Source organism: Nitrospira sp. CMX1 (genome assembly GCF_054902215.1).
Map to the genome: position 1 here is coordinate 1 of NZ_JBUBKD010000039.1, position 25,482 is coordinate 25,482.

Annotated in this window: 20 protein-coding genes and 1 tRNA gene; 6 read left to right on the plus strand and 15 right to left on the minus strand. The window is 55.4% G+C overall.

Annotation, left to right across the window (positions count from 1 at the left end):
* Window positions 1-409: 409 nt before the first annotated feature.
* From ACYX34_RS09640 to aceE, 14 genes are all read right to left on the minus strand, one after another.
* Window positions 410-919 (minus strand): NADH-quinone oxidoreductase subunit B family protein, encoded by a 510-nt coding sequence (locus ACYX34_RS09640; protein ID WP_462076343.1) that lies wholly within the window; start codon window positions 917-919, stop codon window positions 410-412.
* Between the two features lie 11 nt (window positions 920-930).
* Entirely contained in the window at window positions 931-2,523 is a 1,593-nt protein-coding gene (locus ACYX34_RS09645; RefSeq protein ID WP_462076344.1) for a hydrogenase large subunit, read from the minus strand.
* Between the two features lie 15 nt (window positions 2,524-2,538).
* The gene (locus tag ACYX34_RS09650; protein ID WP_462076362.1) at window positions 2,539-4,074 is read right to left on the minus strand and encodes a proton-conducting transporter transmembrane domain-containing protein; all 1,536 of its coding nucleotides are present in this window, start codon (window positions 4,072-4,074) and stop codon (window positions 2,539-2,541) included.
* 14 nt (window positions 4,075-4,088) lie between these two features.
* Complete coding sequence (locus ACYX34_RS09655; RefSeq protein WP_462076345.1) at window positions 4,089-4,754, minus strand: hydrogenase; 666 nt, start codon at window positions 4,752-4,754, stop codon at window positions 4,089-4,091.
* A 4-nt stretch (window positions 4,755-4,758) separates the two neighbouring features.
* On the minus strand, window positions 4,759-5,709 hold the full coding sequence (locus ACYX34_RS09660; protein WP_462076346.1) for a respiratory chain complex I subunit 1 family protein: 951 nt from the start codon (window positions 5,707-5,709) through the stop codon (window positions 4,759-4,761).
* Between the two features lie 3 nt (window positions 5,710-5,712).
* Window positions 5,713-7,740, minus strand: a complete 2,028-nt coding sequence (gene hyfB, locus ACYX34_RS09665; RefSeq protein WP_462076347.1) for a hydrogenase 4 subunit B — start codon at window positions 7,738-7,740, stop codon at window positions 5,713-5,715.
* A 393-nt stretch (window positions 7,741-8,133) separates the two neighbouring features.
* Window positions 8,134-8,412, minus strand: coding sequence for a hypothetical protein (locus ACYX34_RS09670; protein ID WP_462076348.1), 279 nt, complete (start codon window positions 8,410-8,412; stop codon window positions 8,134-8,136).
* Between the two features lie 120 nt (window positions 8,413-8,532).
* Window positions 8,533-8,823: a hypothetical protein gene (locus ACYX34_RS09675; RefSeq protein ID WP_462076349.1), complete on the minus strand. Its 291-nt coding sequence runs from the start codon at window positions 8,821-8,823 to the stop codon at window positions 8,533-8,535.
* Window positions 8,824-9,441: 618 nt separating this feature from the next.
* On the minus strand, window positions 9,442-10,800 hold the full coding sequence (locus ACYX34_RS09680) for a sigma-54-dependent transcriptional regulator (protein ID WP_462076350.1): 1,359 nt from the start codon (window positions 10,798-10,800) through the stop codon (window positions 9,442-9,444).
* Entirely contained in the window at window positions 10,797-12,194 is a 1,398-nt protein-coding gene (locus tag ACYX34_RS09685) for a two-component system sensor histidine kinase NtrB (RefSeq protein ID WP_462076351.1), read from the minus strand. Before ACYX34_RS09685 ends, ACYX34_RS09680 begins: the two co-directional genes overlap by 4 nt.
* A gap of 144 nt (window positions 12,195-12,338) precedes the next feature.
* Window positions 12,339-13,055: a lipoate--protein ligase family protein gene (locus ACYX34_RS09690; protein ID WP_462076352.1), complete on the minus strand. Its 717-nt coding sequence runs from the start codon at window positions 13,053-13,055 to the stop codon at window positions 12,339-12,341.
* 1 nt (window position 13,056) lies between these two features.
* On the minus strand, window positions 13,057-14,472 hold the full coding sequence (gene lpdA, locus ACYX34_RS09695; protein WP_462076353.1) for a dihydrolipoyl dehydrogenase: 1,416 nt from the start codon (window positions 14,470-14,472) through the stop codon (window positions 13,057-13,059).
* 81 nt (window positions 14,473-14,553) lie between these two features.
* Window positions 14,554-15,873, minus strand: coding sequence for a dihydrolipoamide acetyltransferase family protein (locus ACYX34_RS09700; protein ID WP_462076354.1), 1,320 nt, complete (start codon window positions 15,871-15,873; stop codon window positions 14,554-14,556).
* 36 nt (window positions 15,874-15,909) lie between these two features.
* The gene (gene aceE, locus ACYX34_RS09705) at window positions 15,910-18,591 is read right to left on the minus strand and encodes a pyruvate dehydrogenase (acetyl-transferring), homodimeric type (RefSeq protein ID WP_462076355.1); all 2,682 of its coding nucleotides are present in this window, start codon (window positions 18,589-18,591) and stop codon (window positions 15,910-15,912) included.
* Window positions 18,592-19,843: 1,252 nt separating this feature from the next.
* Here aceE and ACYX34_RS09710 point away from each other — a divergent pair.
* From ACYX34_RS09710 to ACYX34_RS09735, 6 genes are all read left to right on the plus strand, one after another.
* Window positions 19,844-20,203: a hypothetical protein gene (locus ACYX34_RS09710; protein ID WP_462076356.1), complete on the plus strand. Its 360-nt coding sequence runs from the start codon at window positions 19,844-19,846 to the stop codon at window positions 20,201-20,203.
* A 957-nt stretch (window positions 20,204-21,160) separates the two neighbouring features.
* A tRNA-Ser gene (locus ACYX34_RS09715) sits at window positions 21,161-21,253 on the plus strand.
* A 151-nt stretch (window positions 21,254-21,404) separates the two neighbouring features.
* On the plus strand, window positions 21,405-22,085 hold the full coding sequence (locus ACYX34_RS09720) for an FKBP-type peptidyl-prolyl cis-trans isomerase (RefSeq protein WP_462076357.1): 681 nt from the start codon (window positions 21,405-21,407) through the stop codon (window positions 22,083-22,085).
* Window positions 22,086-22,191: 106 nt separating this feature from the next.
* Window positions 22,192-23,508, plus strand: a complete 1,317-nt coding sequence (locus ACYX34_RS09725; protein WP_462076358.1) for an MFS transporter — start codon at window positions 22,192-22,194, stop codon at window positions 23,506-23,508.
* 78 nt (window positions 23,509-23,586) lie between these two features.
* Complete coding sequence (locus ACYX34_RS09730) at window positions 23,587-24,108, plus strand: peptidylprolyl isomerase (RefSeq protein WP_462076359.1); 522 nt, start codon at window positions 23,587-23,589, stop codon at window positions 24,106-24,108.
* Between the two features lie 45 nt (window positions 24,109-24,153).
* The gene (locus ACYX34_RS09735; RefSeq protein ID WP_462076360.1) at window positions 24,154-25,134 is read left to right on the plus strand and encodes an L-threonylcarbamoyladenylate synthase; all 981 of its coding nucleotides are present in this window, start codon (window positions 24,154-24,156) and stop codon (window positions 25,132-25,134) included.
* A 22-nt stretch (window positions 25,135-25,156) separates the two neighbouring features.
* Here the strand turns inward: ACYX34_RS09735 and ACYX34_RS09740 are convergent.
* A partial coding sequence (locus tag ACYX34_RS09740) for a DUF6982 domain-containing protein (RefSeq protein ID WP_462076361.1) occupies window positions 25,157-25,482 on the minus strand: 326 nt, incomplete at its 5' end.

Here is a 25,482-nt window from a genome sequence, read left to right on the forward strand (position 1 = left end):
CTCGCGATGTTATACCGGTCGAACGCTGACCGGATCTTGTGGCCACTGATTTTCATCGCAACCGCCTCAGGCACCCCTGCGCGAAGTAAATTCCTCACGCCAATCCGTCGCAAGCCGTGAAACGTCTTGTCCTACGCACCACCCCGCTTACAGGCCGTTTCCCAAGCTTGAATCATATGACTGAATGGTTGGCCATTTCGATGAATCACTACGCGTGGTTTTTCGCTAGCCATACCACCTCGCCCACAGCATCTGTGTGCCGGGCCAGGAATCTCTAAAATGGACCGCTTCCCATGCATCGCTCGGGTAACAGGAAAATGCTTCGAGGGACGAGTGGCTGTTCAAATAGCACATGGCATGATGTATCCAGAAACTCATCGCCTGTCTCACAGGCTTCTGCTGTTACGTCTTAAACCTCGGACTTGCGCAACTCAGACAACGCCTCAAGAATTTCTGCTGGACACGGGGGGCAACCTGATATTCTGACATCAACGGGAATATGCCGATCAACCGGTCCGGTCACGGCATAGCTTCCTTTGAACATGCCACAGTTGATTGCACAATCACCGAGCGCAATCACAATCTTCGGATCAGGCGTTTGCCTATAGACATCCTTCAACGCTCGCTCCATATTGACGGTGACCGGCCCCGTCACAACTAATGCGTCCGCATGACGTGGCGAAGCAGCGATATGAATGCCGAAACGTTCGGCATCGTATACGGGATTCAGGAGTGCGTTCATTTCCATCTCACAGGCATTGCACGAACCCGTATCCACTTCACGGATCGCGAGCGATCGTGTAAAGAGTCTCGTTTTGTCCTTAGCCTCGGGCGTAACTGGCAGTTCAGGCTTTTCCGCTCTCGGATAACGACCCGTCACGACCCCGATCTTCAGACTCTTTTTGATGATGCGAAACATGGTGGGCCTCCCTACAGATCATTCCCAGCGTATGAGAGGTTGAAGCTCTTGTTGATGAGCGGAAAGTCCGGGATAATATTGCCCAGCACCGCCCATTGAATAGCAGGCCAATTCACAAAAGACGGGTCTCGGACCTTGCACCGATGGATCCGGCCGTCTTCCCCGGCCATCACCATATAGATGATCTCGCCGCGCCACCCTTCAACTGCTGCCAGTGTCCATTCGCCGGGTTTTGGCAAAGAACTGGGATGACTGGTGATCGGACCGTTCGGAATTTTATCGCGCACTTCGCGAATGAGCCGGATAGATTCGTGAATCTCATCGCCACGAACACGCAACCTAGCCCTCACGTCACCGTAGCGATAGAGGGCCACATTGACGGGTAGTTCGTCATACGCGGCGAATGGTCGATCACGCCTGAGATCGCGATTCATGCCCGATGCTCGGCCCACGACACCCATTACTGCATGATCCCATGCGGTTTGCTCGTTGAGAATTCCTGTCGTTTCCAAGCGATCGGTGAGGGAGGCGTTCGCAAAAATGATGGCTCCCACTTCGGAGAAATCAGATTGAATGCGGTTCAGTTCCTCGACAATCTCGACGAGCTGGGCGTTCTCGATGTCTCGTGTCACCCCCCCGACGCACATGACACCTCGAAGGAATCGTGACTCCGTTAACCGGTCATTGAGCTGCATCACCCGCTCTTTCATACGACCACAATGGGCATGAGCGAGCGCATAGGCCGTATCATTGCACATGGCACCAATGTCGCCGAGATGGTTGTAGAGTCGTTCGAGTTCGAGAAAGAGCGCGCGGAGATACTTCGCACGCCGGGGCACGTCGAGGTGTAGGAGTGCTTCGACGGCCTGGGAGTAGGCGAGTGCGTGTCCCACCGTCGTGTCACCGGACACACGTTCCGCGATCGGCACTGCGTCGATCAACGGCTGTTGCTCAAAAAGTTTTTCAATGCCGCGGTGTTTCCAAAAATGGCGTAGTTCGAGTTGCATAATCGGTTCACCGGCGACGGAGAACCGAAAATGTCCGGACTCGATAATCCCCGCATGGATGGGCCCCACCGGTACTTCAAACACCCCTTCTCCCTCAATATGGCGGAAGTGATGCTCGCCCTGCTGTCGGCCGAGCACGGAGTCCCAGGGGAAATCCTTCCGGAGGGGGTGCGTTCCCTTCGGCCAGTGTTCATGTCGAACGAGACGTCGCAGGTCCGGATGGCCCTGGGGAATCAATCCGAACATATCGCGAATCTCGCGCTCATACCACTGAGCGGCATGAATGTGCGGCGTAATAGAAGGAAACAACCGATCGGTACCTGCCAGTTCACTGGACAACACCACCCAATGGTGAGATGCCTCCAAGGTAAATAAGTAATAGAGCCCGTAGCTGTCACAAACAGGGCGATGATCACAGGCCCACAAGAGTGTCAGCCTGCCGCGCAAATTCGGTTGGGTATGGAGGTAGCGGGTGATCGCCGGCAACAGTTCCTTGGGGACCACGAAATGTGAAGACTTTGCACAAATCGGCTCATTCTTCAGGATGACTGGAAACGCAGCTTTAAGCAGATCGTCACAGGACTCTGTCGTGGTCATGCTCAGCCTCTTCTCCTATTGAATGACCAGAATTCTGGTCGCCTGCTCCAAGAGTAGTCGTATGGGCTGTGGCAGAAATATGCTGAATCCAACAAGCGCTCCGGTAAGCAGAACGATCGGCAGATGACCGAGCGTCCAGATTTCTCCTCGAACAAGACCCTCAGGCGGTGTTCCCCACACCATTCCGGTGATGCGATACAACAGTCCGCCGAACGAAAGAACCGCAGAGACCAGAAATACCGAAGCCAAAGCTACTCGGCCGAATTGGTCGGAAAATGCCACCGTTACCATGCCTTCGGTACCGGCAAACTCCATTCCCGGAACTCCTTGCGAAGCCAGGGCCGTGAGGATCTGGAGTTCGCTGGCAAATGCTGCGAACGGTGGAAGCGCCGATAACGACAATCCCGAAATCATCAGCGCTATTGCCGTCCAGGGTTGTGCCATGGCCACCCCCTGTACCTGACCGATTTCCACCGTGCGAAAGCGACGGTGGATGTTCCCCGCAGCAAAAAACGCCATCGACTTCGCCAACGCATGATTCAAGAGATGGAACAGGCCGCCGAAGGTTCCCAGCAGCCCCCCGACCCCGAAACCGATCATCGCGATGCCCATGTGCTCGATGCTGGAATAGGCAAACAGCCTCTTATAGTTGTGCTGGATGAGGAGAAAGAACGCCGCCGTCAGGAATGAGGCAAAGCCGAGCAACGCCAGCAGTCCGCCAGCGAAGGCAAACGGAACGGCGTGGTCGACAATGATCCTCACTCGCAGGATTGCATAGGCTGCTACGACTTCAAGAACACCGGCGAGCATGGCCACCACCGGCGCAGGCGCCTCGCTGTAGGCATCCGGTAGCCAGCTATGCATCGGAACGAGACCCACTTTAGTACCATACCCGACCAGGATGAAAATGAACGCCAATTTAAGGACCTGCGGATTCAACCGATCAGCCACGGGGAGCAACTGCGTCACGTTCAACCCCTGACTGGCATCACTCAATATATGCAGCGATGAATAATACAGCAGTACGACACCAAACAAGGCAAGCGAGATGCCGACTGAGCACAAGATCAGGTACTTCCATCCGGCCTCCAACGATTCTCGTCGTCTCCAAAAGGCAATCAAAAAAGTGGTTGCGAGCGTCGTCGCCTCGATGGCCACCCACTGGACTCCAACACTGTTCGCAATGGTCGCGATCACCATGGCAAGCAAAAACATGTGGAAGAGAAAAAAGAACTGATTGAGTTGTGAAGGCGCGATCAGGCCCTGCTCGACTTGCTCGTCCATATACGAACGCATATAGAACGAACAGGCCAACCCGACCACTCCGATAATGAAGAGAATGAAAGTCGACAAGGCATCCAGATAGACCAACTGATCCAGAGCCGTGACGGGACCGTCGCTCAGCACCGTGCGGGTGATCACGACTTCTGCGGTGACGAGGGCACCCATGCTTGCGAGGTTGATCCCATGAAGCCATGCCGAACGGTGGACGACCAGGCTCAGCCCTCCCGCAAGCAGCGGTGCGATCAACAAGACGGCGACTGCAATCATCACGTAGACCTCGGCTATTCTTTCAGTACGGTGAGTCGGTCCGTATCCACGCTGTCGAATGCGTCTTGCAAGCAATTCGTATAGATCCCTGCGATCAATGTGGCGATCAGGACATCGAAGAACACGCCCAATTCAACAACCAACGGCATGCCATAGGTAGCGGCTGTGGCGCCCAAAAATAGTCCGTTTTCCAGGACGAGGAAGCCTACCAGTTGGGATACGGCTTTGTGCCGTGCGATCATCGTAAACAATCCAATGAGTACGATCGCAAGGGCGATGGCCAAAGAATCTCGCGTGAGGAGAGATCCCAATGGAATGATCGGTTGCGCGATGAAAAATGCCAGCATAACCAGTCCACCGCAAATCAACAGTCCGGTTGGTACGTTGACATGCATCACCAGTTCTCGTTTGACGTTGAGGCGATCAATGACTTTCTTGAGGACCCGAGGAATGATGATTACTTTGATGACACCGGTCAGCGCTGCTGCAATATAGATGTGCTGGTTCCCTGTCAAATAGGCCACCAGTATCGCGGTGACGAAGAGAAAAGCCGACTGCAACGCGAACAAGTCGACGCAGGCCGAGAGCCGCCGTTGCGCCACAATCGCGAAACAGGTCAACAAGAGCAAGGCTGAGCATAAGTCGACCAGTTGCGATCCAATGGAAGAAATCCCCTGCATCCGTTCAGCTCCGAAGAATATAAAAGAACAGCAACCCAAGCAGTGCGAGAATGAACGCCACGCCCAACAAATCCGTGACCCGGAACAACCGCAACTTTGCGAACATGCACTCAATGACTCCGATGAAGACTGCAAGTACCGCGGTCTTCACCACGTACACCAGGAGCCCGATTCCCATTGCGGCGGGTGTGACCGTCGTCGCGATGCCCCACGGCGCAAAGACGTTGGCGATCAAAGAAAGGAATACCGCCAGCTTCAGACCGGCTGCCCATTCAAGTAAGGCGAGATAGCGCCCTGAGTATTCAAGGAGCATCGCTTCATGAATCATGGTGAGTTCCAGGTGGGTCGCCGGATTATCGACCGGCACCCGTCCTGTCTCGGCGAGCGCTACGATGAAGAGAGCCGCCAACGCCATCAGATGCGGTGACGGATCCGTAACAATGCCTTCTAGTAACGCAGTCTTATGAACAATGGTGCTCACATTCGTCGATCCATTCGTCAGGGCAATTGCAAAGATCGCGAGCATCATGGCCGGCTCGGTTAGCGACGCCACGATCGCCTCTCGGCTGCTCCCCATCCCCCCAAAGGCTGATCCGGCATCGAGTCCCGCGAGAATTAAGAAGAACGTGCCCAATGCCAAGAGATAGACCAGCGCAATGATGTTTCCCGCAAAATTCATGGGCGTCTGCGAAGTGAACGTGGGAACCAGTAATCCTGCCGTCAACGTGGAGCCAAACACGATATAAGGGGTCGCTGTGAAAATCCATGACGTGGTGGCCGAGAGTAGAGGCTGCTTCTGGAAGAGCTTCGCCAAGTCGGCGTAAGGCTGGAGGACGGTCGCCCCCCGCCGCAATTGCAACCGCGCTTTGACTTTCCGAATGAGCCCCACGAGAAACGGCGAGATGGCCAGTAAGACGGTTGTTTGAGCCACAAGGAGAAGGATCATGTGGAACATCAGTTACACCGCGAGTAACAGCAATGCGATCAGTGTGACGAAAATATACGTCAGGTAGAGATGCAAACTGCCCGCCTGGATGACCTTCAGACGGTCCGCCAACGTTCCAAAGAATGCCACTAAAGGATCATAGAGATACTTCTCAAAGATCGGTTCAATATGAAATTCAAAGTGCCGGCGTTTGGCAAAGTATCGTGACTCGGCGAGAAACTCGGTCTCGAGTTTGACGGTCGGTTGGTAGATCGTGCTGAAGACTCGTTTGATCGGCTGGACGAAACCGGTCGCGGTGTACTCCATCCGGGGTGAGAGAGTAATCCCACAGCCCCAGGTCTTGTAACGGCGTGTCCTCAGACGTCCACCAAACGCGACGGCGAGTCCTAACCCCAACATCGCCAGTGCGACAAGCAGCACCGCAAGTACCGGCGTCGACAGGCTTGAGAATTCGACATTCACTGGAGCGAGCGCCCATCCATCGATTGCCAAAACCTTACTTGCAATCGATACCCCTGCCAGGGGAGCGATAACTCGGTCCAACAGCGGTACCACCACCATCGGAGCAATGCCCAGCGCCACACAAAGAGTGACCAAGATACCCATCCCAATGCGCATCGGAACCGGAACCTCCTCAGCGCGACGTGCATGGGTACTTCGTGGTTGTGCAAGAAACGCAATCCCGAAGGCTTTTGCAAAGCAGGCCAAGGCCAGCACGCCGGTGAGAGCCAAGATCGCTGCGGCGATCGGCAGCATCAGCTTGAGAAACACCGTCGGAATCTGAAAACTTAAAAAGAGACTTTGAAACACCAGCCATTCACTCACAAAGCCATTGGTGGGAGGCAACGCACAAATCGACACAGCTCCGACCAAAAAAAAGGACCCGGTCCACGGCATGCGTCGGAGCAAGCCGCCGTACTCCTCCATATTGCGCGTCCGTGTCGCATAGAGGAGCGATCCGGCCCCTAGGAACAGCAAGGCCTTGAATATGGCATGATTGATCGTATGGTAGAGTCCGGCCAGCAGGCCGAGCGCGGCCAGTTCCTTCAAGCCGTAAGACTGAAAGATCATGCTGGCCCCGATACCCATGAGGATGATGCCGATGTTTTCCACACTGTGAAATGCGAGGAGCCTTTTGAGATCATGTTCCATCAATGCGTACATGACGCCCAGCAATGCAGATGTTGCCCCGAGGAACAGTACAGTGAAGCCCCACCACCAAGGGAACTGTCCGCCGAAGAAATCGAAGCACACTCGGACCAGACCATAGATCGCCGTCTTGATCATGACACCGGACAATACGGCTGAGACATGCGACGGTGCCACCGGATGCGCATACGGCAACCACACATGGAGCGGCACGATGCCGGCTTTTGTGCCGAACCCGATTAACGCCATGAGGAATACGAGGGCTTTCATGCCCTCAGACAGGGGCTGTTTCGGATGCCGGAAGGCTTCAAACGAGAACGATCCGGCACTCTGGAAGCAGATCAGAAACGCTACGACAATGAACGCCGTTCCGATATGCGTCATAATCACATAGAACAATCCCGCGTATCGCACCTCCGCCTTCTCGTGCTCGGTAACCACGAGAAAATAGGACAGGATCGACATCAGTTCCCAGGCCAGCAAAAAGAAGAACCCGTTGTTCGCCAGGACGACGAACGTCATACAGAGAAGATAGGCGTTAAAGAGCGCTCCGAGCCTGGCGGTCGATACGTGTCCCTCGAAATGCTGCAGGTATCCCATGGCATAAACCGACGCAGCCAGCCCCACAGCAGAGATCGTGAAAACGAAGAAGGCCGAGAGTGAATCGAGCCGAATCTCAAACGTGAGCAATGGGATTGTGGAGGCGAAGGAGCCTGTGATCAGTTCCGCAGAGGTAAGGCCACGCAGCCCAAGCACGACACCTGCACTGGTCGCGACGATGGCGGCAACACTGGTCGTGAGACGTTGAAACTCAGGCCGTCCCGGCAGACAGAGAGGCAGCAGGATTCCGGCCACGTATCCGCCGAGAAGAATCCACAACAGATTCAGCATGCAACCACGTGAGGCTTCCGGCTTCGCGTCACATTCTCACAGGGTTCACAACGGGATGCGGTTTAGCCCTGCAATGAGATGAAAAAGAGGGATCATCTCTCTTCTGTTGTACAGACCGCAGACCACCGGACCACAAATTCTGTCCCTCAGAGACCTACCACGAAATGTACGACTGTTAACAGCAACGCAAGGACCAGCACTGTAGCGCACGTCATTTTCCAAGCCTGCCATGCCTTTGTTTCATTGTCTCCCACGATGAGCCTCCTGCTTGTTTAGATCAAGACGGATGTCGTTGTGAAGTTCGTCACCAAATAGCCGTTGATATGTGAATCTTTCCCCGATACCGGTAATGGGTAACCAGTGGTAGATCATTGCCTCGATCTCGCTTTTGCATTACAGACGATAGAAAGTCTGTGTGCGTATCAACTCTGAAGCACTAAACCAATGGACACGATATCCTTTGAGAAAAAAATGATCGTAGACCGCCGAGAGGAACACGCGTCCGTCTGATATCCGTACGACCTGGCCCGCCCAGTCCCGCAGTCCACGACGCAATATTTCCCGCAATCCAGCGTGAGTTGTCACGATAGCTCCCGTAGGGAGATCGAACCAGACCAGCGCCACCGCTCCTCTCGGATGCTGTACCGCGATGATGTCGGCATGTTCGGCCATGACCTCATGCTCCTTTTTGGTCGCAAGATATCCCGTGAGGACTCACGGCACTCTCAATCTTCTTCCTGAGGATCCGTTTTGAGATGCTGCCTTATCCCGAACGTCCTTCATTCCGAGACCCTAGGAGGGAAATTGAAGCGACCGACCCATCCACTGTCGACAGCGGGCCGACCCCTCTCTCGCCATTAAATTGTTTGGTTGGGATGAAAGAGCCGCATTCCAATTAGCCAACGCCTCCTCATGCTGGCCAAGGCGTTCGAGCAACGCGGCCAGTTCGCATCGCGTGGTAATATCTGTGGGACAGAGCGCCAGCGTGTCCGTTAATTGTCGGAGCCGTTCCAAGCAATCTTGGATTGTTAGCCGGTTCACGCACGATATGTTATCCGGTGCGTCACCATTTTTGATGGTCATGTCCCTACTCTCCCTACTTTTTTTGTGACCCTTGCGTGGCTTAAGGGTTGGTTGCATACCAGCCCCGTGATCTCTATCAGGATAGCTGTTGTCAGAATCCTGACGTGAGCTGCGACTGGTCGTGTCTCACCGAAGGTTCCCCTCCGTTACCTCAACGCTAGATTCACACTCCGACAAGCTACTGCAGGGAGAATGCCATCGTTGAGCGGGCATAAGGCCATTTGATGGGAATGAAATCTATCGCGGGTTTATGACGGTTGCAGGGATATGCAGGGAACTACGGTTGCGGATCGAAGCCCGGGCTTGTGCAAGAATTGCATTCTTAAACGCTGTTGCGCCGATTAGGGGTGCATTTCTTGCGGTACGAGTCATGAGTACTTCATGTGTGAATCCAGCAGTCTGATGAAAAACTCGGCTGATGCCAACAATATGACCGGAATGGTTCGTATGGTGTTACCGCAGGAATCACGTCAGGATGCTCAAAAAGGCTGTCAGCAAGGCCGCAGCAAGCGAAGTGGTGAGGCATACGCTTCGGTATGTTGAGCCTCTGAGCGATGCGAGAACACCGCTGACAGAATTTTTCAGCGTCCTGCAAGAAGACGATACTGGTAGAAACAATCAATCACGAATTCCATATTCCTTGATCTTATATTGGAGAGTTCGGAGACTAATTCCTAACAGTTTGGCGGCATTTTCTCGATGGTTGGTGACTTCCTTCAAGGTGCGTTCGATCACTTGTCGTTCGACTTGTTGGATGGACGTTCCCAGGGTAATCATCATGGTTCGTGTATCCTCTTTGCTCGCCTGGATCTCTTCGGGAAGATGCCCGGGTTGAATCGTGGCGTCCTTCACGGTGACGACAAGCCGCTCCATGAGGTTCCGTAGTTGTCGAATGTTTCCAGGCCACCCATAGAGCCGTAACAGCCGCATGGCGTCTCGGGAGACTTCTTTCGGTCCGCGGCGATGCTGTGCGGAGGATTCTGACAGGTATCGCTCCACAAGCAGGGGGACGTCGTCTGCTCGCTCTCGGAGTGGCGAAAGACGGATCGGCACAACATTCAGTCGATAGTAGAGATCTTCTCGAAAATCCCCCTGTTTCACCGCTTCCTCCAAATTCCTGTTCGTTGCGGCGATGATTCTTGTGTCGACTGTGATCAATTTTGTCCCACCCAGACGCCTGAACTCTTTCGTTTCCAGTACACGCAGGAAATCAACTTGTGACTTAAGTGAGAGTTCACCCACTTCATCCAGCAATAGCGTTCCGCCGTCGGCTAATTCGAACCGTCCGACTTTGGTCGACATCGCGCCGGTGAACGCGCCCTTCTCATACCCAAATAACTCACTCTCAAAGAGATTCTCGGGCAACGCTCCACAATTGAGGGTAATGAACGGCCCACCAGCTCTCAAGCTCTTATGGTGGATTGCCTTTGCGACGAGTTCTTTGCCGGTTCCACTTTCCCCGGTGAGCAATACCGTCACATCGCTGTCCGCAACCATCTCCACCAGACCATAGATTCGCTGCATGGCTTCGCTTTTCCCGACCATGCGATCGAAACAGGTTCGCGTTTCGAGACAGTCACGGAGTTGCTTATTCTCGGAGGCGAGCGCAGATCGCTCCAGCGCTTTCTCAACGACCACTCCAAATCGATCACGATCGATCGGTTTCGTCACATAGTCGTAGGCGCCCACACGCATCGCTTCAACAGCCGTATCGATCGAACCAAACGCCGTCATGAGGACGACTTCTGTGTCGGGGCATTTGCCTTTCAACCGGCACAGAAACTCTATTCCGTTGATCCCCGGCATCCTCAAGTCGGTAATGACTAGATCCATACGGGCGTCTTCGAGACATTGTAAGGCTTCTTCACCCGTACTGGCTCCCAACACCTGGTAGCCCTTCTTCTGTAACATCGTCACGAGGGCATTGCGGATATTCACCTCATCGTCCACAACGAGAATCTGAGCCGTCTTCGTCACGATCGCACACCGACCCTCTGCATGTGATCAATCACTGAGGGAAACCGCGTCACCACCGTCGTCCCACTTCCCGGCACACTCGAAACCTGAATGGTACCGCCGTGATCCTGCATGATGCGATAGGCGATGGCAAGGCCAAGGCCGGTGCCTCCCGACTTGGTCGTATAGAACGGCTCAAACAGATGAGAGAGTTGTTCTTTCGTAATCCCGACCCCATTGTCCTTTACCGTAATCTCGATCCAGGGTTTCCCTTCAGCCTCCCGCTGCATCGCCGAAATCCGACAGCGTCCGCCGTTCGGCATGGCATGAAATGCGTTGACGATGATGTTGATCAACACCTGGCTGATCTGAGTGGCATCGCCCAGTACGGGGAGCACTTGATCATTCATTGCGCGTTCGAGTCGAATTCCGCGATCCTCCGCCTCGAAACGCATCAATGTCATGATATGGTCGATCAGTGTCTGTATCTCCACCTCGTGTGAACCGACAGGTCCGGGCCTGGCAAATTTCATGAAATTATCCAGAATGCCCGAGAGCCTGCCGCATTCGGCATTCACAACACGGAGATACCGTGCTGCTGATTCTTCCAGGATCCCTCGTTCCTTCAACTCCTCTTCGAGAAGATGAAGGTTGAGATCCATGGCGCTCAAGGGGTTTCGCAGTTCGTGCGCGACCCCCGCAGACAGGGTATGCAACGCAGCTAACTTCTCTGCGACCTGGACACGACGTTCGAGTCCGAGCCACTCGGTGACGTCCTGTGCCTGCAGGATCACCCCGGCCGCTCGCGTATCATCCCCCGTAAGCTCCGCAGTGCTCACGCGGATCGTCCTTGGGTTGAGGTTCGCATCTTTAGAGAGAACATCTTTCAGATTCACATGCCGGTGATCTTTCATTGCCTCGTCAAGCGCCTGGCGAATCGGGTCTGCTTCTAAAAACACAGCATCGTATGTTTTGCCCAGCAATTCGGACGACGCGCGATTCAAGACTCCTTCAGCCGCAGGATTCACCGCGCTGATGATGCCGCCCTGGTTGACGGTCAGTACACCGGTCGGAATACTTTGGAGAATGTTCCGAGCGAGCCCCTTCACCTCTTCCAGCGTTCTACGGACGGTGTCGTAGTGAACAAACATGATGAGCGCGGCGACTCCGATCGCACTCACGATGAAGACGAGGAGTGTCTCGACGATCAAGTCGTTACGGGATTCCCAGAGAGCGGAGAACAGTCCCGTCGAGGCCCGGTTACTTTCAGGGAAACCTCGATGAAGGAGTTTTTCTCGTTCCAGGCTCAACACGAGAATAACGGAGAGAACCAAGGCGAGAATTAAGAGAACGGAGGTGATCAGCCGGTAGGAAATTCTTCGGAAGAAGGTCGTTTCTGGAATGGGTCTGAACATCGCGACATCACAATGAGAAATGCAACCGTGAACATGGTATCACGCACATGATTCGAGTGTGAACCGCATAGGCGTATGCCGAGGCGGAATAACACGGCCCAGCTCCCGAGAGTCTATACGGCATGCCTGATTCTACTCTGCTCATCATTCGTCTCGACTTCGAGCAAGGATGGTCGCGATTGTTCGGGGCATGCGTGCTGTCGGCCATCCGTAGTTTGTCGGCTCCGCGTTCCATGCGGTGGCAATCGCCTGTTTGATGAACTGTGGCGCAATATTGATCGTGTCCAGGAACGTCCGATGAGGTCGATCCGAACGATAGTCCGGTTGTCGCGTTGGGTGCTTGAGATACTGTGTGATGAGCCCAGCCCTCATGCCATGCAGAATGGTCCCATGAAAGAGCAGTGCGTTTCTGGTTCGTCGTTGAGCGTTGCCGGAAATCTTGTTGTTGCCGAGCGCGAGGTCGCTGATTCCTTGGAAGCTCGTGGTCGGTTCCCACCGACGAAGCGTTTCTGCTATCCGTTCCAGGACAAACCGATTAGTGGTGCGTATACTCGCAAGATCAGAGTGCCAATCAAGCGGCAACACGAAGGCATAGGAGAGACAACCTGGTCCCTGTAAGACGGTCCCGCCACCGCTCGCGCGTCGAAGAATCGGGATGCCGTCTTCCTCACAGGCGGTAAGATCGACATCATCCGCCGCGCAAGATGCGCGGCCTAACACGACGAAAAGACGATCGCTCTCCCAAAATCGAAGGGTAGGAGCTCCACCCCGCTCATCGAGTTCTTCCAGTAGTACTTCGTCCAGCGCAAGGTTTTCGACGGGAAAAGGGAGGGTCAGATCAAGCAAGCGGAGCGTACGCATGTCATGACCGCGTTGACAGGAAGAGATGTGTCGGTGATCCATCAAATGATTCAGCCGCTTCCATGACGGTTTCGCTCAACGTGGGATGCGGATGGATCGAGGCTGCCACATCTTCTGCAACCGCACCCATCTCGACCGCCAGGACGCCTTCGGCGATCAACTCACCTGCACCGACACCGCAAATTCCCATGCCGAGGACACGTCCCGATTCGGCGTCGAGTATGAGCTTCGTGAGGCCTTCGTGCCGGCCGAGCGTCGTCGCACGACCAGAAGCCGCCCATGGAAAACGTGTGACCTTTACGGTTTGTCCTGATGCCTTGGCGGCTTCTTCAGTCAGTCCGCACCAGGCGATTTCAGGATCGGTAAACACGACGGCCGGGATTGCCGCCACATCGAAGGCCGCCGGCCGCCCCGCGATGACTCTGGCGGCGACCAGTCCTTCATGCGTGGCTTTGTGAGCGAGCATCGGTTCACCCACGACGTCGCCGATCGAAAAAATCGAAGGCTCGGCCGTACGCATCTGCCGATCGACTTGTACGAATCCATTCGGTGAGAGAGCGACCTGTGTGTGTTCGAGCCCCAACAGCTCGGTATGAGGCCGACGACCGACCGCAACGAGTACGCGGTCGAAGAGGTCGGTGCTGGTTCCTTCCGAGTCTGCACAGGTTGCGGCCACGCCTTCTTTCCGGGACTCAAGTTTTTTGACGGTGGTGGCCAGTCTGATGGCCTTGAATCGCCGCTGCATGCGTTGGTGCAACGGCCGAACGAGATCCGCATCGACACCGTTCAACAGGCGCGGCAGCGCCTCGACCACTGTGACTTCCGATCCGAGAGCCTGATAGACAGTCCCCAATTCGAGGCCGATGTAGCCGCCACCAACAACCAGTAAGCGAGCGGGGATGTCCGGCAATTGAAGCACACTCGTGGAATCCATCACGCGCGGATCGTCGAGCTTCAGTGCAGCCGGAATCACAGGCCTCGAACCGGTCGCAAGGATCGCGTGAATAAAGGAGAGTTCATCTGATGTGTTGGGACCGGAGAGCCGTAGGGTTGTTGCATTCTTGAACATGGCCCGCGCATGGATCACCTCCACTTTCCGGCTGCCTGCCAGTGTCTGCACACCTCTCGTCAGTTTACCGATGATCGCTTGCACGCGGCCGCGAAATACGTCGAGGTCCACACGCGGCTTTTCATAGTGAATGCCCCAGGCAACCGCTTCTTCAGCGTCGGTGAGTAAGCGAGCGGCATGGAGCAGGGCTTTGGAGGGAATACAACCGCGTAACAAGCAGGTCCCACCTAATTGCAGATCTTCGTCGATCAGCGCCGTGCGGAAACCAAGATCTGCTGCCTGGAAGGCTGCCGCATAGCCGCCTGGTCCGGCGCCGATCACCGCCACATCAAATCGAGAGTCAGTCATCAAATCCTCGGCCCGCATGTCAAACCGAACTCGGTCATCCGATCGCCGCGCGCATCTCGATACACCACCCTACCAGCCCAGTTAGAGCCCAAGAAACATGCCCTGGAAATCTTCCAATACTTTGACGATCTCGTTGGTAAAGCGCGCGCCGATCGCCCCGTCTATCAGACGGTGATCGTAAGCGACGCACACTTGCAATACCCGACGTGGCACGAACTGGCCGTCACGATACACCGGCGTCATCTTGGCCTTGCCGACACCGAGAATACCGACTTGCGGTGGATTGATGATCGGTAGGAACGGACCGGCACCGATCCCTCCCATATTGCTGACGGTAAACGTTGCACCGCGCAGTTCTTCCAGCTTGACCTCCCGCTTACGGGTTCGTTCGGCAAGATCGGCCAACTCAAGTGAAATCTGCAGAAGATCTTTCTGGTCCACCTGCTGAACCACCGGCACGATCAGGCCGGCTGGTGTGTCGACCGCCACGCCGATGTTGTAATAGTCCTTGTAGATCACCTCGCCGTTGGTGAGGTCGAGGGTCGCGTTCAGCTGCGGGTACAGTTTGAGCGCATGGACGACCGCTTTCAGAAAGAGACTGCTCAACGTCAGCGTGGCGCCTTTCTTCTTAAATTCAGATGCATACCGTTTAAGTAGCGCCACGAGATCGGTGATATCGGCATCCTGGAATTGATGAACATGGGGGATGGTCGTCCAGGCTTGTGTCATGTTCGCGGCGATCTTCCGGCGGGTCGACGAGAGCGGCTCTCTCCGCTCGGATCCATAGGGTGTGGAAAAGACATTTTCCCCGCCCCTCGGAGCAGTGCCGCGTTTGGTCCGCTCCCGCACGAAGGCTTTCACGTCTTCAGCAATGATTCGGCCCCCGGCTTCGGATCCTTTGACCTGCGAAAGGTCCACGCCCAGCTCCCGTGCGAGCCGGCGAACTGAGGGAGGAGCGGGGATCGCTGTACCCACTGCTTGTGGACCGACCGCCGCAGCCTTCTGCTTCATGACCGGTTGCTCAGGTGCGGGCACTGACGTGGTCGGTCCAGCCTGCGGATGCTCCCGTTGTGTCTCGGCGTTTGGTCCCACGGCAGGCGACGACTCTGAGGGCATTGCCGCAACCGACTTCTCCGGTGCCGACATCTCAGCCGTTCCTGCCTCACTTTCAGCGTCCTTGAGTTCGACGAACGCCTGTCCGACCTTCACATGATCGCCTTGCTGAACGAGCAAGCGGGCAACAGTCCCTGTGGTGGGTGCCGGTACCGTCACCGTGGCCTTTTCAGTTTCAAGTTCAATGAGCGATTGTCCCTCGCTTACTCGATCGCCTTCATGCACCAGCAGTTGGACGACATCACCGCCTTCGATACCTTCTGCAAGAAAGGGTAGTTCGACTTTCATGTCATAGCCTTCAACTTCCGGCTGCACCGGTATAGGTTACTGGCTCCATGGAGCCGCTCCATCGGTCGAAATCTTGAGATCACGCGCAGCTTGCGTGACCAGGTTTGCCGCCACCGTTCCGTTCCGACAGAGAGCGTAGAGCGTAGTCACGACCAGATGCTCGGCGTCAACTTCAAAAAAACGCCGTAATGCCGTGCGGGTATCGCTTCGGCCAAAACCGTCCGTTCCGAGGGCAAGGAGGCCACCGGGAATCCAAGGCGCGATTTGTTGTGGAACCAGGCGGACGTAATCACTGACCGCGACGCAAGGACCGTCGAACTGCTCGATGGTCCGCTGCAAGAAACTTGTGCGTGGTGGTTCTTCCGGATGGAGCCGATTCCAGCGTTCAGTTTCCAGTGTGCTCATTCGAAGTTGTTTGTAACTCGTTACACTCCACACATCGGCTGCCACTCCATACTGTAGCAACAGGTTCTGTGCGCGCAGGGCTTCGTTCACCAGCGGACCACTTGCCAGGAGATGTGCTCGGTGCGTGGCTCGTTCTGGTGCAGTGCGGAAGCGATAGAGCCCCTCGCGGATGCCTTCCTCCGCATCCAGCGGCATGGCCGGCATGGGGTAGGATTCGTTGTACAGGGTGATGTAGTAGGACAAGTCTTGTTGTTCTTGGTACATCTTTTTCAGCCCATCCTGGAGGATGACCGCCAGCTCAAACATGAACGCCGGATCGTAGGCCGCGATCGTCGGGTAGGCGGAGGCAAACAGCTGGCTCTGTCCGTCTTGGTGTTGCAGGCCCTCTCCCTCCAGAGTCGTGCGCCCGGCGGTGGCGCCTAACAAAAATCCGCGCGTGCGCATGTCGCTGGCGGCCCAGATTAAATCGCCGATCCGTTGAAATCCGAACATTGAGTAGAAGATGTAGAAGGGAATCATGTTGATTCCGTGCGTCGCGTAGGCGGTGCCCGCCGCGATATACGACGACATGGCGCCCGCTTCGGTGATACCTTCCTCGAGGATTTGCCCGTTTTTGGCTTCGAAATAATACAGCAGGGAACTCTTGTCCACCGGCTCATACAGTTGGCCGACATGTGAGTAGATGCCGTATTGCCGGAAAAGCGCTTCAAGGCCGAACGTGCGCGCTTCATCGGGAATGATCGGCACGAGATGCCGGCCGAATTCCTTGATGCTAAGTAGGCGGCCCAGCATCCGGGCAAACCCCATCGTGGTGGAGACCGACCGCTCCCCCGATCCGTTGAGGAACTCCTTGAATTGGTCGAGGGGCGGGGTTTTGAGGGGTTCGACATTGACGCGCCGCTCAGGGATGGTGCCGCCCATCGTCTTGATCCGCTCGGCGAGATATACTGCCTCAGGACTATCAGCCGGCGGCCGGTAGAACGGGGTTGATGTCAATTGCAGGTCCGGCACCGGCACGCTGAACCTCGTGCGAAACTCCCGTAACTCCTGTTCGTTCAGCTTCTTTTGTTGATGGGTAATATTACGCCCCTCACCTGCCTCACCAAGCCCATAGCCTTTGATCGTTTTCGCGAGAATGACGGTCGGTTGCCCTGTGTGGTTCACCGCGGCCTGATAGGCGGCGTAGACTTTTTGGGGGTCGTGGCCGCCTCGAAGCATCCTGTGGATCTGTTCGTCGGAATAGTTCTCTACCAACTTGAGCAACCGCGGATCGACACCAAAGAAATGCCGCCGTGCAAAGGCGCCACCTTCCACCACATACTTTTGATACCAGCCATCCACCACCTCACCCATCCGCCTGACCAGCAGGCCTTCGTCGTCCTTTGCCAACAGTGGATCCCAGTCGCTGCCCCAGATGACCTTAATGACATGCCAACCGGCCCCGCTGAAGATGGCTTCCAACTCTTGGATGATCTTGCCGTTGCCGCGTACAGGACCGTCAAGACGTTGAAGGTTGCAATTGACGACCCAGATGAGATTATCGAGCCGTTCACGGGAGGCGAGCGAGAGGGCCCCGAGACTTTCCGGTTCGTCGGTTTCACCGTCTCCGACGAAGGCCCACACCCGTTGTTGACTTGTGTCTTTGATGCCGCGGCCCTGCAAGTACCGGTTGAAGCGCGCCTGGTAAATCGACAGGATCGGGCCCAGCCCCATCGACACCGTAGGAAATTCCCAATAGTCGGGAAGCAACCAGGGATGCGGATACGAAGAGAGACCTCGGCGGTTCGAGTGCAGCTCGGCTCGAAAACAGTGGAGCGCCTCTTCCGGGAGTCGGCCTTCGACAAAGCCACGCGCATAGATACCCGGTGCGGCATGACCTTGCACGTATACGTGGTCACCACCTTGGGGTCCGTCTTTGCCGTGTAAAAAATGGTGGAGTGCCACCTCATAGAGGGTGGCCGCCGAAGCAAAGGTGGAAATATGTCCGCCGATGCCGGGGCGTTGCTGATTGGCCTTGACGACCATGGCCATCGCATTCCAGCGGACCAAGCTGCGGATACGGCGCTCTAATTCCAGATTGCCCGGATAGTGCGGTTGTTGAGAAGCAGGAATGGTATTGACGTACGGAGAGTTGACCGGTTGAGAGACCTGGGCACCACGCTCACCCAGTCGGTCACGAAGCCGCTCGAACAGATAGGTTGCCCGCTGGATGCCGTGCTCCTCAAGGACATACTCGAGGGAGTCCAGCCATTCACGCGTTTCCTGTGGATCAGTGTCGCTTTGTGATCGAGCTGTTCGATCCTTATCGCTCATGCACGGACCTCGGTGAATCAGGTTTTGCTTCCCGTTTTATCGTATCATCAGCGTTTGAGTCACGTTCCACCATAAATCAATGTTTCCTAGTTGTGACAGCTGGGCAGCACCGTAGGTCGTTCGTTCTGCGATCCAGAGAATCGCAACACCTTCTGGCGAAATACGGCGCAGGTCGTTTCTTCTGCGATGGTCAGGATCGCTCAATCCGCATTCTTCGTTTACAGGTTAATGATCCGCCAGCTGGTACAGACTCTCCGGACTCTGTTGTTCCGTTCTATTGCGTGACGTAGTCCATGCTGCCGTTCGGATGCAGCCGCAGAGTATCTGCCGCATAATGCCTCCCGTTGCAATTGGTCATACGTACTTCTCTACAATGTAGGGCTACGGAGTAAGCATCGCGGTGCAAATTTTGCACACTGCGCATCCAGTTGGCGCCTCCCATGTTCTTGTCTTGTGACACTTGTACACCAAGCCATTGAAAAATTCAGTATATGTCGTGTCAGCTTCACGAGGCATACGAGTTGTTTATGAGATTTTGGAATGCACGAGGATCAATCGGTAGATGTGCAACAGCATTAGAGGTATACAATTGGGTTTGATAAAATAAGCCTTGATCGTGTATGCCGGTCAACTGGCTCTAGGAGCCGCTAATCTCCCCTTTACAGGCTTATCTGCCAAGCGTAGCCTACAACTCTACGATCCACCCCTCACTTGCCGACGACACCGTGTGAGAAGAGAGGTGACCTATGGCAGTATCTCTCAACCTGCTACAGAACTCACTCCAGTGGCTTCACAATCCACTTGTTAGGGCAGCCGTGCTGTGCATTATGGGAGTCCTTTGTGTCCTTGCCTTCAGCTATTTCGCGACACGACACTGGCTCTAGCTAGCCCACATTATTCATGACGTTTCGTCATGAAACTGGCAGTGTGCCGATTCCGGAGAGGTGGTACCGACGGATAATTGCACGAGGTGCTATTGGCCTGATCTGACCTTTCCCCGATTTCATCGACACCTCCAGAAGGCGGAAAATGATGAAATCTGGGGAAGGTCAAGGGATAGTCCTCGTCTTCCATGAACAGAGTGGGCTATCCATGGCACGCCAATGCAACCGTGCCATCCTATGGGACACCCACCAGATCCCAGCCGATACCCCCATTTGATGGGTCTTGCCACCTACCAGAGTAGTAGTCACATTCTCACTCTCGTATTACCCTGCGAGCACACCCGAGACATCTTCAAGGAGGCGTGGATATGCTCCAGACAATGGTCTCAAAGATCGCAATCGACTGCATCCTGTCGGAAGGAAGCGACGGGCTACAAGGCGATGGATGTATCTATGCCCTTTCTTCTTCTCCTCCTTCGATCACAGGCCCTGAACACCTCCACCCCGGTGACTATGTCAAGTTACGCCTGTGGTTACCCGACGATGAAAGTTCAGCTATCCAGATTGACCTCGCCGAGGTTCAATGGGTCAAACACCAGTGGATCAAGCTCGACCTGCTCCTCACATCACACAAAGATCAAGCCCGGCTGAGGCAGTTCATCGCACCGACAAACGAGGCGCTACCAGTTCCACACCGAATGTGGGAACAGATCGTAATCCGTGCATGATGAGGGGGCACCCCATTAAGAGATCCCGGCCACCGTGCTACCCGAACAGATGGGAAATGACAGAACACCCAGGTGAAGGACGTTGTTTGCGGATGCCCACCCGTAAACAACGAGAGTTTCTTCTCCCTCCAGAAGAAACCTCCCTTCACTCATATTCTTGTGATTGTTCCTTACAGCACCTCAGCATGAGCAGGAGAGCCGAACGTGGACAAACAACGGAATTCTAGAGGAACCATTCGACAAGAGCTCCACGGGAAAGCCTGTCCTTCCTGTGGAGGTACGACGTATCAACTGGTGCTTCGAACGACAGGCATTGCAGACAAGTCGGTCCTATCTGCTCGATGCCGTCACTGTGGTCATCCAAGAAGTCTTGAGACAGACTTTAAGGACATCTTGTGGATCTGAGCACATGTACTCCGACTCCTGATACCAGGATCGATGATCGAGGAGGATTTACCATGGCAGTTCGTAGACTCCACATGGATCTTGACCAGACCAGACAAAAGCAGAAGGCGCTCCACATGCTGATCCTCAGCGGGGTGGTGCGACCCAGCCACATAGGACTCCGATACATACCTCTTCTCTCACAGTCCGAAGGACAGCCCCATGGTTCCCGGAACAGCCCCATCGCTCCTGCTCAAACATTACACCATCTCCATCGAGCGATCAGCTTACTGCGCAAGTGGATAACGCAGCTGTTGTCGCGAGAACCACAATACTTACAACCCAGCACTTTTTACCCCGCCCTGAGACGACCTTGAGAATGTGCCTGCGATGCGTAACCAAATATGAATGCGAATCATCTCTTGTGCCTTTCCCTTGAGCTGAGGTAAGATGCCTCCGCGTTAGTGATATCCCTCCCCTGGCGACAAAGTCGTGAGCTACTGTATGAGTGAGAGTATGAGTGCGCACCAACCAGGACCCGCACACACCACGTAACCCATTGATCTATAGCGCGGAGAGGTGGCCGAGTGGCCGAAGGCAACGGTTTGCTAAACCGTCGTAGGGACAAAATCTCTACCGAGGGTTCAAATCCCTCCCTCTCCGCCACTATTGCTGATACAAATTTCTTCGAGTAATTCACCACTTTAACCTACCTCTCCAACCTCCACCCCGTGAAATTATGTGTTGTAGGACCACGATGCGTGTCGTATGCTTACAAGCTTCTTCGGCCTCTTATTAAGAAAGGACCCAACAACCTATGCGAACTCGTATACTGACTATTGCTTCTGGGCTCTTCCTTCTTGCGGCCCCCTTGTGGGCAGCATCGGATCCGTCTAATGATGATCAAAAGACCTTGTATGCCCTTGGCTTGGCCCTCAGCCAATCGATCGGGACATTCTCCCTGACTGAAGCAGAATTGGACATGGTCAAGAATGGGATGACCGACGGCGTGCTCAAGCGCTCGCCAAAAGTCGACCTCCAGACCTTCGGACCCAAGATCCAGCAACTTCAGCAAGCTCGCTTGGCCCTCGTCGCCGAGGGTGAGAAAAAAGCCGGAGCTGCCTTCACCGCCAAAGCAGCTGCAGAAAAGGGCGCCGTCAAAACCGAGTCCGGCATTGTGATCACACCGATCAAGCCTGGAACCGGTGCGACACCGAAGGCAACCGATACCGTCAAGGTCCATTATCATGGTACCCTCACTGACGGCACCGTATTCGACAGTTCCATCAAACGTGGAGAACCGGCCACGTTTCCCCTCGACAAGGTGATTAAGTGTTGGACGGAAGGGGTCCAACAGATCAAGGTCGGTGGAAAGAGTCGGTTGGTGTGTCCGTCCAATCTTGCGTATGGTGATGCCAGCCCACCCGGCTCCCCCATCAAGCCGGGGTCCACCTTGGTATTTGAAGTGGAATTACTGGAGATCGTGGCTGCAAAATAACAACTGGATTGCCGCCTCTGTGCGAGAGGCGGCAATCCCTTCATCCCCTTTCCTACATACCAATCGTGCGAATCATCCCCTCTGAACAGCCGCCCCTAACATTGCTGTGAGTCAGACCGCCTCTCCTTCTCCCATCGATTTGTCATCCCCATCCCCGTTACGTTGGCTCATCCTTGGCTTACTCTTCTCCATCAGCGTCGTCACCTACATCGATCGGGTCAATATTTCCGTCACCGCTCGTCAGATGATGCCGGCGCTGGGACTGACCGATCAGGAGATGGGCTGGGTCTTCTCCGCGTTCGTCGTGGGGTACGCCCTCTTCCAAATCCCTGGCGGATGGCTGAGTGATCGCTGGGGCGTGCGGGTCATCCTCACCATCGCCCTCATCTGGTGGTCCTGCTTCACCGCCTGGACGGCTGTGGCAGCCACATCGTTCCTCGCTGGGCCATTGGGAATCGTGGGGGCATTCGCCTTGATCCGCTTCCTGCTTGGGATCGGAGAAGCAGCAGCCTTGCCGACCTTTAACCGCGCGGTCACGGATTGGCTTCCTCCCCACGAACGGGGACTTGGTATCGGCATTGCCATTGGAGGAATCGGGGTGGGTGCGGCCATCACCCCTCCAATCACCGCTTGGATCATGGTCAACTATGGATGGCAGACCGCATTTTATCTTTCAAGCGCTCTTGGTATAGGTCTGGCCGTCATCTGGTCGCTTCTCGCCGCTGATCGTCCCACCAGTCATCCCTGGCTCACTTCTTCCACACGCACGCTCTCTACAACGCCCGCGCAGAAGCCCCAATCTTCGATTCCCTGGAAGCGCCTACGACAAACCTCCACGGTCTGGTGGCTCATGCTGAGTTACGGATGCCTGGGCTATGTCGCCTATGTCTATATGTCCTGGTTCTATTTGTACCTCGTCAATGAGCGAGGTTTCAGCATCTTGCGCGGTGGACTTTTCGCTGCTGCCCCATTCCTGGCCATCCTCCTGTCCTGTCCCCTCGGAGGATGGGTCACGGATTGGCTGGCGGCCAAGCATGGCGTCACAATCGGGAGGCGCATCGTCGGTATGGCTGGTATGGGTCTGGCCGCTCTGTCCATCGCCGTTGGTGCCTTGGTCGAATCGCCCTACCTCGCCATTACCTGTCTCTCCTTCGGAGCAGGATGGCTCTATTTCACGATCGGCGCCTATTGGTCCTCCATCAGCGACTTGTCTCCGTCCCATGCCGGAAGCCTGTCGGGCTTGATGAACATGGGGGCCAATCTCGGTGGGGCAGTCTCCCCCACTCTCACGCCATGGGTCGCGCAACAGTGGGGATGGTCTGCATCACTTGGTCTTGCAGCTTTCATGGCGCTGCTCGGCGGATTCATGTGGTTCCGCATCAATCCGGAAGAACGGCTCACGGGAGACAGCGCACCGGACTGAGGCGAGCGGTTACATTCAGAACTCAACATCATGGGGAGTCCTTGTCATTCAGCGGATGGCCTTGTTACAGTCACACCTATGACACTGCAGTTTCAAAAAAAGGATCCTCGAATCACCATTACCACCAACTTAGGGGAGATCAAGATCCGCCTGTATTCGGATGCCGCACCTCGGCATGTCGAAAACCTCATCAACCTGGTGAAGATGGGGTTCTACGACGGCACAACATTCCATCGAGTCGTACCAGGATTTCTGATCCAAGGCGGTGATCCCCTGAGCAAGCATCCGGATCGCATGTTTCACGGAACCGGCGGACCCGGATACTTCCTCTCTCCTGAGCCCAACGATTACCCCCACAAACGCGGTGCTCTTTCCATGGCCAAGATGCCGCGCGAGAGCAACAGCACTCGCGACTTCAACGACAACGGCTCACAGTTTTTCATCTGTGTGGACGACAACAGCGGGTTGGACCGTCGTTATACCGTGTTTGGAGAAGTCTTTCGTGGGATCGACGTAGTCGATAAGATCGTTGCTGCGCCGCGTGACGAGTATGACAATCCCCTTGATCCAATCAGAATGACCCTGACCGTCAAAGAATAACCGATCGGCAACAACTGCCCCTCGTTCAACACCATCATCAATCCAGTGAACGCTCAAATCCTCCCCGCCTCAGCTCCCGAATCCATTCGCCTGGCTGGCGAGATCATTAGGATGGGCGGGCTCGTGGCCTTTCCGACTGAAACGGTCTATGGACTCGGCTGCGACGCGCTAAATCCTGACGCGGCGGCGAAGGTGTTTGAAGCCAAACAACGGCCGCAATTCGACCCGCTCATCGTTCATATTGCCGATCGGATCCAGTTGCACGACGTGGTGAGAGCCCTCACGGCAACAGCACTGCAGCTCATCGATCAGTTTTGGCCAGGCCCACTCACGCTGGTCTTGCAGAAACAGTCGACCATTCCAGATCTCGTTACCGCCGGCCTGGATACCGTCGCCGTCAGAATGCCGAACCATCCTGTGGCGCAAGCACTGATTCGAGAGGCAGGAACTCCGATCGCCGCACCAAGTGCCAATCCCTTTGGCTACGTCAGTCCAACGACGGCGCAACACGTGGCCCACGGGCTTGGAAGTACGATCGATCTCATCCTCGACGGAGGACCTTGTCCCGTCGGCGTGGAATCAACTATCGTGTCGCTGGTCGGCCCCCAGGCAGAATTGTTGCGGCCGGGGAGCATCACACTTGCACAGCTCAGTGCCGTCATCGGCCCACTCAGCCGATCCTCTTCCGTAGTCGATCAACCGACCGCCCCGGGGCAACTGGCTCGCCATTACGCAACACAGACCCCGGTCACAATCCTGACCTCCCTCAAGGCAAGACCAACATTGACGAAGAATGAGCGGGCCGGATTGTTGATCGTCTCGCAAACCAGTGCAACGGACGAGCGCTTCGCAGCGATTGAAGTGCTCTCAATAACCGGAGATCTTCGGGAAGCCGCACACCACCTCTTTGCAGCGCTCCGAAGATTGGACGCCCAAGGTCTGGATCGGATCTATGTGGAGCCTTGTCATGAAGAAGGGCTGGGGATGGCGATCATGGACCGTCTGCGCCGTTGCGCGGCCTCATAGAGTCTGCACCCTCCATCCTCTACTAGAGAAATCGTACGCCCTTGACTGCTTTGGCAACAATGTACATACGAACATTGTTGCTTCGATCGTCAGCCGGAAACAGAAAGAAGCCAGGCCGAGTAGGGTCGTAGCCAGTAGTCGTTCCCACTAAGACTTCGCCGTCCTGGAAGGTAACCTCAACTTTTCTCCCGGACAAGGGCTTGCCCGGAACGAATGACTTGCCTTCCTTGTAGCTCCCGTTTCCCACAAAGTCGCGCACGAAGAACACCGCCTTCAGCTCCTGCATGACCACGCGCGTGAGCGGTGCCGATGTCTTGGCTCCCTCTGCCTTCACGTGAAAATATTGGG